This window comes from Vibrio sagamiensis NBRC 104589 (assembly GCF_007990935.1).
GTDB lineage: Bacteria > Pseudomonadota > Gammaproteobacteria > Enterobacterales > Vibrionaceae > Vibrio > Vibrio sagamiensis.
The window spans coordinates 38,580-51,549 of record NZ_BJXJ01000030.1; the positions used below are offsets into that span (position 1 = coordinate 38,580).

At 41.8% G+C, this 12,970-nt stretch carries 12 protein-coding genes; 9 read left to right on the forward strand and 3 right to left on the reverse strand.

The genetic code is table 11. The annotated features are described in order from the left end of the window. Positions 1-3 precede the first annotated feature (3 nt). Entirely contained in the window at positions 4-1,089 is a 1,086-nt protein-coding gene (gene alr / locus VSA01S_RS14220; protein ID WP_039980028.1) for an alanine racemase, read from the forward strand. Between the two features lie 162 nt (positions 1,090-1,251). Here alr and VSA01S_RS14225 read toward each other — a convergent pair whose 3' ends face one another. Further along, positions 1,252-1,671 carry a secondary thiamine-phosphate synthase enzyme YjbQ gene (locus VSA01S_RS14225; RefSeq protein ID WP_039979992.1) on the reverse strand — a complete coding sequence of 140 codons (420 nt, stop codon included), beginning with the start codon at positions 1,669-1,671 and terminating at the stop codon, positions 1,252-1,254. Positions 1,672-2,059: 388 nt separating this feature from the next. Here VSA01S_RS14225 and pgi point away from each other — a divergent pair, with 388 nt between their 5' ends. Then, a complete protein-coding gene (gene pgi / locus VSA01S_RS14230; RefSeq protein ID WP_039979991.1) occupies positions 2,060-3,712 on the forward strand; it encodes a glucose-6-phosphate isomerase in 1,653 nt (550 codons plus the stop codon). Between the two features lie 98 nt (positions 3,713-3,810). Here the strand turns inward: pgi and VSA01S_RS14235 are convergent, their stop codons facing one another. Beyond that, positions 3,811-4,272, reverse strand: coding sequence for a chemotaxis protein CheX (locus tag VSA01S_RS14235; RefSeq protein ID WP_039979990.1), 462 nt, complete (start codon positions 4,270-4,272; stop codon positions 3,811-3,813). A 9-nt stretch (positions 4,273-4,281) separates the two neighbouring features. Then, a complete protein-coding gene (zur, locus tag VSA01S_RS14240; protein ID WP_039979989.1) occupies positions 4,282-4,746 on the reverse strand; it encodes a zinc uptake transcriptional repressor Zur in 465 nt (154 codons plus the stop codon). A gap of 739 nt (positions 4,747-5,485) precedes the next feature. Between zur and dusA the strand changes: the two genes are divergently transcribed. The 7 genes from dusA to VSA01S_RS14275 all read left to right on the forward strand — a co-directional run bounded on the left by dusA (position 5,486) and on the right by VSA01S_RS14275 (position 12,493). Continuing rightward, complete coding sequence (gene dusA / locus VSA01S_RS14245) at positions 5,486-6,487, forward strand: tRNA dihydrouridine(20/20a) synthase DusA (protein WP_039980027.1); 1,002 nt, start codon at positions 5,486-5,488, stop codon at positions 6,485-6,487. A gap of 160 nt (positions 6,488-6,647) precedes the next feature. Continuing rightward, positions 6,648-6,866 (forward strand): envelope stress response protein PspG, encoded by a 219-nt coding sequence (pspG, locus tag VSA01S_RS14250; protein WP_039979988.1) that lies wholly within the window; start codon positions 6,648-6,650, stop codon positions 6,864-6,866. A gap of 94 nt (positions 6,867-6,960) precedes the next feature. Next, positions 6,961-7,623 (forward strand): TIGR04219 family outer membrane beta-barrel protein, encoded by a 663-nt coding sequence (locus tag VSA01S_RS14255; protein WP_039979987.1) that lies wholly within the window; start codon positions 6,961-6,963, stop codon positions 7,621-7,623. Between the two features lie 148 nt (positions 7,624-7,771). Beyond that, a complete protein-coding gene (locus tag VSA01S_RS14260; RefSeq protein ID WP_039979986.1) occupies positions 7,772-8,002 on the forward strand; it encodes a hypothetical protein in 231 nt (76 codons plus the stop codon). A gap of 111 nt (positions 8,003-8,113) precedes the next feature. After that, on the forward strand, positions 8,114-9,985 hold the full coding sequence (locus VSA01S_RS14265) for an assimilatory sulfite reductase (NADPH) flavoprotein subunit (RefSeq protein WP_102857615.1): 1,872 nt from the start codon (positions 8,114-8,116) through the stop codon (positions 9,983-9,985). After that, on the forward strand, positions 9,985-11,721 hold the full coding sequence (gene cysI, locus VSA01S_RS14270) for an assimilatory sulfite reductase (NADPH) hemoprotein subunit (RefSeq protein WP_039979985.1): 1,737 nt from the start codon (positions 9,985-9,987) through the stop codon (positions 11,719-11,721). The genes VSA01S_RS14265 and cysI overlap by 1 nt, the downstream gene beginning before the upstream one ends. After that, entirely contained in the window at positions 11,714-12,493 is a 780-nt protein-coding gene (locus VSA01S_RS14275; protein WP_039979984.1) for a phosphoadenylyl-sulfate reductase, read from the forward strand. The genes cysI and VSA01S_RS14275 overlap by 8 nt, the downstream gene beginning before the upstream one ends. The last annotated feature ends 477 nt before the right edge of the window (positions 12,494-12,970 follow it).

Below are 12,970 nucleotides of genomic sequence, written 5' to 3' on the forward strand. Positions count from 1 at the left end.
ACCATGAGCTATAAAAAAGCAGCAATTGCATGCGTAGATTTATCGGCATTGCAGCATAACCTGCTGCGCGTAAAACAACAGGCTCCTAACAGTAAAGTCATGGCGGTAGTCAAAGCAAATGGCTATGGTCATGGTTTACGTCACGTTGCTCAACACGCCATTGACGGTGATGCTTTTGGTGTAGCGCGCATAGAAGAAGCGTTGCAACTTCGAGCGTGTGGTCTTGTAAAGCCGATCCTACTTTTGGAAGGCTTTTACTCGTCAGGTGATCTACCCGTTCTGGTGACCAATAATATTCAAACGGTTGTTCACTGTGAGGAACAACTGGTTGCGCTTGAACAAGCTGAGTTAGATACACCTGTTGTGGTATGGCTGAAAGTCGACAGTGGCATGCATCGCTTGGGGGTTCACCCAGAACACTATGATGAGTTTGTGGTTCGCTTGGAAGCATGTGCCAATGTGGCCAAGCCTATTCGTTACATGAGCCACTTTGGTTGCGCTGATGAATTAGACAACGATGCCACGACACAGCAAATCGAGCTATTTATGTCTCTCACATCTGGTTGCCAAGGGGAGCGCTCTTTAGCGGCTTCTGCTGGTTTTCTGGCTTGGCCACAAAGTCATCTTGATTGGGTTCGTCCTGGAATTATCATGTATGGTGTTTCACCTTTTACAGATAAAACGGCCCAAGACTTAGGCTATCAGCCAGTGATGACCTTGAAGTCCCACTTAATTGCGGTACGTGATGTGAAACAAGGCGAAAGTGTCGGCTATGGTGGCATATGGACTAGTCAACGCGATACCAAAGTCGGCGTGATTGCATTAGGTTATGGTGATGGTTATCCAAGGACCGCTCCTAATGGGACACCTGTATTAGTGAATGGACGTAGAGTCCCAATGGCAGGGCGAGTCTCTATGGATATGCTCACGGTGGACCTAGGGCCTGACGCAACTGATAAAGTCGGTGATGAAGCAATTTTGTGGGGCAAAGATTTACCCGTCGAAGAGGTTGCTCATCATGTTGGCACCATCGGTTATGAGTTAGTGACTAAGCTTACTTCCCGAGTTGAGATGGAGTACCTACCATAACAGCAGAGTTAAGAATCTTTGCCGCTTAATAAAAGCCAGATCCAACTAACCTCAAGCTACTTGATTTAAAGCATCTTGAGGTTGGTTATCAGGCGTTTACGTAAGCGATAGTACTTGTATACCTGTTCAAACGTACCAAATGAATGGCTCAGTATTTATCTATTATTCACCATGAATCGTTGCAATGATTCGTCGGTCCCCACCATGAATACGATGCTCTCCTAAGTAAATACCCTGCCATGTCCCCAAAGCTAATCTGCCATTCTGAATTGGGAGCGTGAGGTTGTTACCAAGTATGGATGCTTTTATATGCGCAGGCATGTCATCATCCCCTTCATAGGTATGCTGATAATAGGGAGCTCGCTCAGGTACAAAGCGCTCAAAGTGTGCTTCAAGATCTGCTCGAACCGTAGGATCGGCATTCTCATTGAGCGTTAAGCTAGCGGAAGTATGCTGAATAAACAGATGTAATAAACCTACTGAAACAGATTGAATTTGTGGTAACTGTTGTTCAATTTCATCAGTTATAAGGTGGAATCCACGCTTTCTAGCCTTCAGCGTTATACTTTTTTGTGTCCACATTAGTTGAGCCTCGTCATGTTAGAAACGATGTTAATCTGATTAGAGCCTAGTAAAAGTAAATGTTATTATTATCATTATTTTGATGTGTTTTCTTCATGATTAAGTCACATTTCAGAGCTTAATTGAACCTTCTTTTAAGATAAGCTATGTCGGATGAATCTCCGCTCTGACCGGGTTATGTTGGTTTGAGAGCAGTAACGTGACCTCACTCAAAGTGGCTTGATAAGGACTCGGTCATAATCAGGGTATGAAAATAAATTACAATACCCTTGTTTTGTGATGTTTCGCCCAAACATGACATATATAGTACTTTTTGCTCAATCGGGAATTCCACAGTTTAAACTAGACTGGTGAGAATAAAACCTACTGTAACATCGGGATAAGAACCATGTTGAAAAATATCAATCCAACGCAAACTCAAGCTTGGAAAGCGCTGACTGCGCATTTCGAATCTGCACAAGATATGGATTTAAAAGAGCTATTTTCTCAAGACGCAGCGCGTTTCGACAAATACTCTGCACGTTTTGGCTCAGATATCCTAGTTGATTACTCGAAAAACCTAATCAATGAAGACACTTTGAAGCACCTTTTTGCCTTAGCGAATGAGACGGAGCTTAAGTCTGCAATTACCGCTATGTTCAGTGGTGAAGCGATCAACAAAACAGAAGATCGTGCGGTTCTTCATACGGCACTGCGTAACCGTTCTAATGAACCTGTCATGGTCGATGGTGAAGACGTAATGCCTGCGATTAATGCGGTTCTAGAGAAAATCAAATCATTCACAGAGCGTGTGATTGGTGGTGAGTGGAAAGGTTACACAGGCAAAACCATCACAGATATCGTGAACATTGGTATTGGTGGCTCTGACCTTGGTCCTTACATGGTGACGGAAGCACTTGCACCATACAAAAATCACCTAAACCTTCACTTTGTCTCTAACGTTGATGGTACTCACATTGTTGAAACACTGAAGAAAGTCGACCCTGAAACCACATTATTTTTGATTGCATCTAAAACGTTTACGACACAAGAAACAATGACGAATGCACACTCTGCACGTGATTGGTTCTTAGCGACTGCAGGCGATCAAGCACACGTGGCTAAGCACTTCGCTGCGCTTTCGACTAACGCACCTGCTGTCTCTGAATTTGGTATCGATACAGATAACATGTTTGAGTTTTGGGACTGGGTCGGTGGTCGTTACTCTTTATGGTCAGCCATTGGTCTCTCAATCGCACTCGCTGTAGGCTACGACAACTTTATTGAGCTTCTTGATGGCGCTCATGAGATGGATAACCACTTTGTATCGACAGACCTAGAAAGCAATATCCCAGTAATACTTGCTCTGATTGGTATTTGGTACAACAACTTCCATGGCGCTGAGTCAGAAGCCATTTTACCTTACGATCAATACATGCACCGTTTTGCTGCGTACTTCCAGCAAGGAAATATGGAGTCGAATGGTAAATATGTTGACCGTGAAGGTAATGCGGTAAATTACCAAACAGGTCCAATTATTTGGGGTGAGCCAGGAACTAACGGTCAGCACGCGTTCTACCAATTAATTCACCAAGGCACTAAGCTGATCCCATGTGACTTTATTGCGCCAGCAATCAGCCATAATCCAGCGAGTGATCACCACCAAAAATTGATGTCTAATTTCTTTGCACAAACAGAAGCGTTGGCATTTGGTAAGTCTGCAGACACTGTTAAAGCAGAATTTGCTAAAGCAGGTAAGAGCGAAGAAGAAATGGCGTCACTGGTACCATTTAAAGTATTTGAAGGTAATCGCCCAACGAACTCTATCTTAGTTAAGCAGATCACACCGCGTACACTAGGTAACTTGATCGCTATGTACGAGCATAAGATCTTTGTTCAAGGTGTGATTTGGAATATCTTCAGCTTTGATCAGTGGGGAGTAGAACTAGGTAAACAATTAGCTAACCAAATTCTACCTGAACTAGCAGGTAATGAAGCGATTCATTCACATGACAGTTCAACAAATGGTCTGATTAACGCATTTAAAGCGTTCAAAGCTTAATCTGCACAAGTCATCATAGAAAAGGTCAGCAAATGCTGACCTTTTTGTTGTCTGAGACACATAAAAAATAGATTGGTTTTAGTTAACCTATCTTACTTTTATTCGAAACAAATCTCGATAAAGGCATTACCCCACTGGGAAGCAAAAGGCATGATTATGATAGAACCTTCACATTTGTGTCGAATGGTGTGCCCTTTTCCAGAAACAACAATCGGAGTTGCCATATCGAAGTCAAAGCCACTTTCAGCCAGAATACGTTTGGCTCCACCGGTGACCATATTGGTGATTTCACCCACCATATCTGTCACTTCTTCATTAAGTCCGCTGGGGCCTTCACCAAGCATTTTTTCCATTATTTCTAATGCTAATGATTCATCAAAAGTAATCGACATTGATCCCCGAGTTTGCGGGCCGACCATGCCGATAAGGCCAGAAACATCACCTCGTGCAATTTCATCTTTCTTGATTCTTGGTTTTTGAGGTTTTAGTTCTAATGAAGCCATAGTTTTTAGTACATTCATCAGAGAAGCTAAAAACGGATTTACAAATTCAGCACGCATAATGTTCTTCTATTTTTCTTTTTTTGTTTTCAAAGAGCAGGTTTGACATTCACCATGAGTTTCGATGACTTGGTTAGTAAGTTGAAACCCGTATTTTTCAGCATTACTTGCTAATAAAGATATTAATTTCTCGTCTTCAAGCTCAACAACATCACCGCATTTATCACAAATTAATAATTGGAAAAAGTGTTGCTTGTGGTTGAAGGAGCAGCAAGTAATAAAGCTATTGTTTGACTCAACACGATGAATGAATCCTTGTTCCAATAAAAAATCGAGGGCTCGATAGACAGTTGGAGGCTTTGCTTTAGGTTCACTTTCTTTTAACTGTTCTAGCAACTCATACGCGCTAGAGGCACGTCGATTAGAGTAGATGAGTTCAAAAACGCGTTTGCGTTGAGGAGTTAACCTTACCCCACGTTTTGTGCAGGTAAGTTCTATTTGCTCAAGTAGAGTGGGGTTCAAATCTTTCACCATAACAATCGAAGGCGTCTTACAGTAACCGACTTGTAGTTAAGTTGGTCGATAAGGCTACAGTGTACCTATTATTGAATTGAAAATCATGGCCTAAAGTAGCGAAACAATAATAGTGAACACACACTAATGATTTAATTTATAAAATCTAGCTAATAACTATCACTCAAAAAGCTGTGCATTGCCTAGTAGTACTACTCTTATCATTGGCACACCTACAAAAATACACCAGTAAATTCACTCAAATAAAAGCCAATTAACTTATGTCGATTCATTGCTTTATAACTAATTAGATCATAGGTGTCTTTTTGCTAGGAAAGCTTTTGTAACATAGTGAGACAAAAAGTATTTACCCTTAAAAATCAATGTTATGTTTTCAATATTTGTTTTTATTTATTAATTGAATCATAGGTGTTTTTTTACTTTTGGACCTTGATGAGAAAATCGAATTAGTGACATACCTGCACTTTGCCCATGCGGGATAACTCTTTTTTGAGTGACAGGTATTCGAGGCGTAACGATGAGCCGTTGCTCTTTTTTATGAATCTTTGGGTTTCAATATGTATAATCGGTGAATTATTTTTTACAGTAACGCGAAAAATAGAGTGCAATCGAGTTCCTTTATTCAGTTCGCATTTTTCAATATTGAATTGTGCCACGAGCATCCATTACCATAATGACTGGTAGAAATGGATGAACTTGAGTATGTTCACAGAGTAGTTATATTTTTGAGTTAACCATGATGAACCTTGAAAACTCCAATAAATACGCGCCTTGCCGCTTGTCCGTTGCACCCATGCTCGATTGGACCGATCGTCATTGTCGTTATTTCCATCGTTTAATGACCAAAGAGACCTTGTTGTACACGGAAATGGTAACAACAGGCGCTATCATCCATGGAAAAGGGGATTTTCTGGCGTATAACCAAGAAGAACATCCCTTAGCACTGCAATTGGGTGGCTCAAACCCTCAAGATTTGGCCACCTGTGCGAAATTAGCTCAAGAGCGTGGTTATGATGAGGTGAATTTAAACGTAGGTTGTCCTTCAGACCGTGTCCAAAATGGTCGCTTTGGTGCTTGTTTAATGGCAGAGCCACAACTAGTCGCAAATTGTGTCGCGGCGATGAAAGATGTTGTGGATATTCCTGTTACAGTAAAAACTCGTATTGGTATTGATGATTTGGACTCTTATGAATTCTTAACGGATTTTGTCTCAACTGTGTCGGAAAAAGGCGGTTGTGAGCAATTTACTATCCATGCTCGTAAAGCTTGGTTGAGTGGGTTAAGTCCGAAAGAAAATCGTGAAATACCACCTCTGGACTACCCACGAGCTTACCAATTAAAAAAAGACTTTTCTGATCTGACGATTGCCATCAATGGCGGAGTTAAGTCACTTGAAGAAGTCAAAGAACACTTGCAGCATCTTGATGGTGTGATGATTGGTCGTGAAGCGTATCAAAGCCCATATATCTTAGCGTCAGTAGATCAAGAACTGTTTGACTCAAATGCGCCAGTAAAAAAACGCAGTGAAATCGTTGAAGAAATGTATCCGTATATTGAAGCTCAGCTGGCTAAAGGTGCTTACCTTGGACATATGACGCGCCATATGCTTGGGTTATTCCAAAGTATGCCCGGAGCTCGTCAATGGCGTAGGTATATCAGCGAAAATGCTCACAAGCCAGGTTCTGGCCTTGAGGTTTTACAAGCCGCTTTGGCTAAAATTCCTAAAGAGTTGGATGTGTAAAAATTGCCATTAGATGGTAAAAATAACCAGCTCACAATTTTGAAAAACCAGAGAGACAGGTGTTCTCTGGTTTTTTATTTAATAATCAGTGTCTTGTGTTTTTCTCTTGGGTTGGTATGAAACCTGCTTGTTGAATACTAAAACTAAAGGGGAATTTGTCATGTTGGAACTGATCTTTATTTTTGTTTTTACTGCCACCTTACTGGTAACTGGCCTAACAATGACGACAGTGTTTATTGCTGCAGGGGTTGCTGTTGTTGTGATGCTACTTTTAGGGATGCTTGGCGTTGTGCTTAAGTTATTACCATGGTTAATCGTTATTGCTTTGGGTATATGGTTTTTTAAAAATGTTGTCGCCCAACCTCGTTATAAACCATAAATTAGCTCGATCTAGTTGATAGAGAGGGGTGAGTATATGATAATATTTATCGTACATCTCACCTCTAAGTTAACTATCTCGGAGTAAGAATTACATGACAAATAAAGCGAACATCGCTTTAGCGACACTTTCATTGATCGCGGCTTCGCCCATCTTTGCACAAGATTTTTCTTTCACCACAACCGTGGGTGCAGAGGCTTGGGCGTTTGATACGAAAGTGAACGAAGAAAAAAGAGAGAGTCGTAGTACGGGTGTTTTCTTTATTGGCGTTGAAAATAATATTAAATATTTGCCTAATGTTCGTTTACGTTACTCGAGTATTGATGCGAACTATATGGGTTTTGATAAACTCGATTTATCACTTTACTACCCAATCCTTGATCACGACCTGATGCATTTTGATGCTGGAATCACGTTCAGTGACCTAAGCAATACGAAGTATGTGGATGTTGGTGCTAATGCTCGCACTGATACCTTTGATGGCTTAATTTGGGCTTGGTATGGCTATGCAGAAATCAGCGTACCGAACACGAATGTTGATGTTATTGGTGAAATGAACTTTGGCGATAACAAAGGAATTAAAAGTACTGATCTTATGGCTGGATTGCAGTATCGAGTACCTATGAATGAATCGGAATTAGCTTTACGTGCTGGCTATCGTGTCATTGATTTAGAATCGAAGGATTTTATATCTGACGTTGGTGAGGAATACATTTTTGCCAATGGTTTCTTTGCATCAGCGGAATACACGTTTTAAGGTCAAAAACGAATTTTTAAAAACGTCTCAATCTTAAGAGGCCTTTTTTTATATTACTTAGTTATATAAAATCGAATTTATCTCCTCTTTTTCCATACATCGACCATGCTTATTTAGGTGCGATGTATGAAAAGTCGGGGTAGGTTTTATGACTATAAATGAATTACGCCATCTATTTCGTGACAATCAGTTGGTAGAAGCCATTATCGAGCCATCGATTCAAGAAGGCGGGTGGGTTGTTGAGTTTCGTCATGCTCGTGGTGGATTCGTTTGCCTGACAGATAATCATGGAGAGGAATGCCTCTATGACGATCTTGACACGGCATCTAAATCGGCTCTGGCTATTGGCTTTCAGCAAGTTCGTATTGAAGACCGCTGATTGGATGCGTTTCTTACTCCGAAAAGTTATAAAACATTCACTTCTATTCTTTCTTGTTATTAAAAATAGTGGTTAATCTATCGTCACGCACTGAATAGGGATGTCGTGACAATGTCTTTTCAAAATAATGAATATTCTCATCAGAATATGACGGATGATAATCATGGGCAAGGTGACAAGCCACCTATTACTAGCCCTCTAAATGACCAACAACTGAGTTCTCTTCAGCAAACTATTTCCGAGCTTTCTTCCCACCAATTGGCTTGGGTGAGTGGTTATTTTTGGGGATTAGCCCAGCAGCAACCTAATGCCACAGTGACGCCTATCGCGCAAGCAGTCGCATCAGTGGGAGCAAAACCTGCAGGCAAACTCAGTATTATTTTTGCGTCTCAAACGGGCAATGCAAAAGGGGTCGCTGAGGCCCTAGAGCAAGAGGCTAAAGCTGAAGGCATTGCTGTTGAGCTGTTTGATGCCAGCGATTACAAAGGAAAGAACCTTGCGAAAGAGACACATGTGATCATCGTGGCGTCGACTAACGGTGAAGGTGAAGCACCGGATAATGCCATTGAACTGCATGAGTTTCTTCAATCTAAGAAAGCTCCTAAGTTACCAAACCTACAATACGCTGTCATTGCATTGGGTGATTCGAGTTATGAGTTCTTCTGCCAAACAGGTAAAGACTTCGATACTTATCTATCTAAGTTAGGCGCAACTGCCTTCTTTGAGCGTATTGATTGTGATGTGGATTATGACACACCAGCAGCAGAATGGCGTAAGCAAGCGCTTGGAAAGGTAAAAGAAGCCCTTTCTTCTGCTAATGAAGCAGAAGTGGTTCAACTGCCAGTTAGTCAAGTTGCTCCAGATCATTCTGCCTACAATAAGCAAAACCCATACACAGCGACGCTTTTGGCAAGTCAGAAGCTCACAGGGCGTGACTCGAGTAAAGATGTTCGCCACGTAGAGATTGACCTAGAAGAGTCGGGGTTGACCTATCAGCCAGGTGATGCACTAGGTGTCTGGTTTGACAATAGCTCTGAGCTCGCTAATGACATCTTAGCGAAAGTCGGTCTTTCTGGCGTCGAAAGTATTGAAGTTGATGGCGAAAGCCTTTCTATCCATAGCGCATTGATCAGTAAATACGAGATCACCGCATCAAACCCTCAATTTGTGACTAAGTTTGCCGAGTTGTCTGGGAGTAAGAAGTTACAAAAGCTGTTGGAAGATAAAGACAAACTTCGTCATTACGCAGCAAATACACAAATTGTTGATGTGCTTGCAGAGAAAAAGACCAAGCTCAGTACAGAAGAGTTGGTTGGTTTACTTCGCCGATTGACTCCTCGCCTATATTCTATCGCTTCGAGTCAAACGGAAGTGGATGAAGAAGTTCACTTAACCGTAGGCTTGGTTGAATACGACAAAGGTGATGAGAAGCGCTACGGCGGAGCATCGAGTTTCCTCACTCAACGTCTAGAAGAAGGCGGTGAAGTGAAAGTGTTTGTTGAGCACAACAAGAATTTTAAACTACCACAAGACGGCAACACACCAATCATCATGGTTGGTCCTGGTACCGGTATTGCACCTTTTCGCAGCTTTATCCAAGAGCGTGATAATCGTGATGCGGAAGGCAAGAACTGGTTGTTCTTTGGTGACCGTACCTTTACTCAAGATTTCCTTTACCAAGTGGAGTGGCAAAAGTACCTCAAGTCAGGTTTGTTAACTCGCTTTGATGTTGCGTTTAGCCGTGATCAAACCGAGAAGGTTTATGTTCAACATCGCATCCTAGAAAACGCGGAACAAGTTTGGCAATGGATCAAAGATGGTGCCTATATCTATGTATGTGGTGATGCCACATGTATGGCAAAAGATGTTCACGATGCACTGGTATTTGTCGCCGAGCAACAGGGCAAGTTTTCTCGTGAAGAAGCAGAAGCATTTATCAACGATTTACGTAAAGCGAAACGTTACCAAAGGGATGTGTACTAATGAGCGCGAATCAACAAACAAACAGCCAAGAAGTATTAGGTGAGGTGCTTGGTCCACTCTCGGATAACGAACGCCTTAAAAGAGAAAGCAATTTACTGCGAGGAACGATTGAGCAAGATCTGCAAGACCGTATTACTGGTGGCTTTACCGCAGATAACTTCCAATTGATTCGTTTTCACGGCATGTACCAGCAAGATGATCGTGATATCCGTAACGAGCGTGCCAAGCAAAAGCTAGAGCCGTTACACAATGTAATGCTTCGAGCACGTATGCCGGGTGGCATCATTACCCCAACGCAATGGTTGGCGATTGATAAATTTGCGACGGAGCATTCTTTGTATGGAAGTATTCGTCTAACTACCCGCCAAACATTCCAATTCCATGGTGTTTTGAAGCCCAATATTAAATTGATGCATCAAACGCTAAATAGTATTGGTATCGACTCTATTGCGACGGCAGGTGATGTAAATCGAAATGTGTTATGTACGACAAACCCTGTGGAATCAGAACTGCATCAAGAAGCTTACGAATGGGCGAAGAAGATCAGTGAACACCTACTACCCAAGACACGAGCTTATGCAGAGATTTGGTTAGACGGTGAAAAAGTAGAAAGTACAGAGGAAGACGAACCGATTTTAGGTAAGAACTACTTGCCACGTAAGTTCAAAACTACGGTGGTTATCCCTCCGCAAAACGACGTAGATGTTCACGCTAACGATCTTAACTTCGTTGCGATTGCAGAGAACGGCAAGTTGGTTGGTTTTAACGTTCTTGTCGGTGGTGGCCTTGCGATGACCCACGGTGATACATCAACCTATCCACGTCGAGCAGATGATTTTGGCTTTATTCCATTAGATAAAACACTTGATATTGCTGCCGCTGTAGTAACAACACAGCGTGATTGGGGTAACCGTTCAAACCGCAAAAACGCAAAGACTAAGTACACATTAGATCGTGTCGGTAGTGATGTATTTAAAGAAGAAGTGGAAAAACGTGCGGGTGTTGAATTTGGGCAAAGCCGCCCTTACGAATTCACAGAGCGTGGTGACCGTATCGGTTGGGTTGCAGGGATCGATGGCAAACATCATCTGGTGCTCTTTATCGAAAATGGCCGTCTGTTGGATTTCCCAGGGAAACCACTTAAAACGGGTGTGGCTGAAATTGCCAAAATCCACAAAGGTGACTTCCGTATGACAGCAAACCAAAATCTGATTGTAGCTGGTGTGGCAGAGAGTCAAAAAGCAGTGATCGAGAAGATTGCCCGTGAGCATGGTTTAATGGATGAGGGTGTCAGTGAGCAGCGAAAAAATTCTATGGCTTGCGTTGCATTTCCTACTTGCCCATTAGCAATGGCAGAAGCAGAACGTTTTCTTCCTCAATTTGTCACTGATGTTGAACAAATTTTAGAAAAGCATGGCTTGCCTGAAGAAGATAATATTATTCTTCGTGTCACAGGCTGCCCAAATGGTTGTGGCCGAGCCATGTTGGCAGAAATTGGCTTAGTGGGTAAAGCCCCGGGTCGATACAACTTACATCTAGGAGGGAACCGTGGTGGTACACGAGTCCCCAAAATGTACAAAGAGAACATTACAGATAAACAAATCTTGGAAGAAATAGATCAACTGGTGTCACGTTGGGCTGGTGAACGTGAAGAAGGCGAAGCATTTGGTGATTTCACCATTCGGGCTGGCATTATTCAAGAGGTGTTGGTATCTAAGAGGGATTTCTATGCTTGATTCTGTAACGTCCAGACTGGAATTATCAGAGTTACTGACATTAACTAAAACGGAGCAGATTCTTCGTCTTGCTCAAATAAATGTCGAACTCGAAAAGCTTTCAGCTTCGGAACGCGTTAAGTGGGCTTTGGAAAACTTGGAAGGTGAGTTTGCTGTCTCTTCTAGCTTCGGTATCCAAGCTGCCGTGATGCTTCATCTTGTGACGCAGCAAAAGCCAGATATTCCGATTATTCTTACCGATACAGGGTACTTGTTTGCAGAAACCTACCAATTTATCGATCAGCTACAAGTACAACTTAACCTCAATCTTAAAGTGTACCGAGCAAAGGAAAGTCCTCAGTGGCAAGAAGCCCGCTATGGAAAGCTGTGGGAACAAGGTATAGAGGGAATTGAAAAGTACAACAAGATAAATAAGGTAGAACCAATGCGACGTGCTCTACGTGAGCAAAATGTTGGGACATGGTTTTCTGGGTTACGTCGAGAGCAAAGTCAATCGCGCTCAGGTTTACCTATCTTGTCAATTCAAAATGGGGTATTCAAATTCCTTCCTGTTATTGATTGGAGTAATAGGGATGTTCACTACTACTTGGAAGTGAATGACTTGAGTTATCATCCTTTATGGGATAGAGGGTACCTTTCAATAGGAGATACCCATACGTCAAAAATATGGGAACCCGGTATGTCAGAAGAAGAAACCCGCTTCTTTGGGCTCAAACGTGAATGTGGATTACATGAAGATGACAGTACTGAACAAGATGGCTCAGGAATCTAATAGTCAACAGCAATAAACCTAGCTCAATAAAAGAGAGTATGTTTCCTGAAGTAAAAAACAGCCCCTACTTTTTAAGTGGGGGCTTTTTTTCAAATGTCTTTAAAAGAAAGTCGCCAATGAGTGTGCAAAATGACTCCGCAAAGAATAACTCTGTGGATAACTTGTTTGCAGCTTAGGGGTAAAGTTGAATAAATAAGGCGTTGAGGGATATATCAGCATTTAAGTGTTATTTTTGCATTTTTTTTAAAATAACGCTTGCTAATGTGAACGTGATCTCTATAATGCATCTCCGTCGAAAGGGCAGAGCTCACAAGGGCTCAAGGCAAAGTCGATAAGGTCGTAAAAAACGAAATAATCAACTGCTTCGTATTTTAAAAGAATAAAATAAAAAGCAAAAAGTGTTTGACACAACAGATTATATCGTTAGAATGGCCGACTCTTCTGAAGTAAAGAAGAGATGCTCTTTAAAAATAAGAA

Bases quoted from the DNA above. Each gene is read 5' to 3' on its own strand.
- VSA01S_RS14225 (WP_039979992.1), bottom strand. From the start codon at position 1,671: ATGTGGACACAAAAAAGTATAACGCTGAAGGCTAGAAAGCGTGGATTC.
- alr (WP_039980028.1), top strand. From the start codon at position 4: ATGAGCTATAAAAAAGCAGCAATTGCATGCGTAGATTTATCGGCATTG.
- VSA01S_RS14265 (WP_102857615.1), top strand. From the start codon at position 8,114: ATGTCTTTTCAAAATAATGAATATTCTCATCAGAATATGACGGATGAT.
- VSA01S_RS14275 (WP_039979984.1), top strand. From the start codon at position 11,714: ATGCTTGATTCTGTAACGTCCAGACTGGAATTATCAGAGTTACTGACA.
- cysI (WP_039979985.1), top strand. From the start codon at position 9,985: ATGAGCGCGAATCAACAAACAAACAGCCAAGAAGTATTAGGTGAGGTG.
- VSA01S_RS14255 (WP_039979987.1), top strand. From the start codon at position 6,961: ATGACAAATAAAGCGAACATCGCTTTAGCGACACTTTCATTGATCGCG.
- pspG (WP_039979988.1), top strand. From the start codon at position 6,648: ATGTTGGAACTGATCTTTATTTTTGTTTTTACTGCCACCTTACTGGTA.
- VSA01S_RS14260 (WP_039979986.1), top strand. From the start codon at position 7,772: ATGACTATAAATGAATTACGCCATCTATTTCGTGACAATCAGTTGGTA.
- VSA01S_RS14235 (WP_039979990.1), bottom strand. From the start codon at position 4,272: ATGCGTGCTGAATTTGTAAATCCGTTTTTAGCTTCTCTGATGAATGTA.
- dusA (WP_039980027.1), top strand. From the start codon at position 5,486: ATGAACCTTGAAAACTCCAATAAATACGCGCCTTGCCGCTTGTCCGTT.
- zur (WP_039979989.1), bottom strand. From the start codon at position 4,746: ATGGTGAAAGATTTGAACCCCACTCTACTTGAGCAAATAGAACTTACC.
- pgi (WP_039979991.1), top strand. From the start codon at position 2,060: ATGTTGAAAAATATCAATCCAACGCAAACTCAAGCTTGGAAAGCGCTG.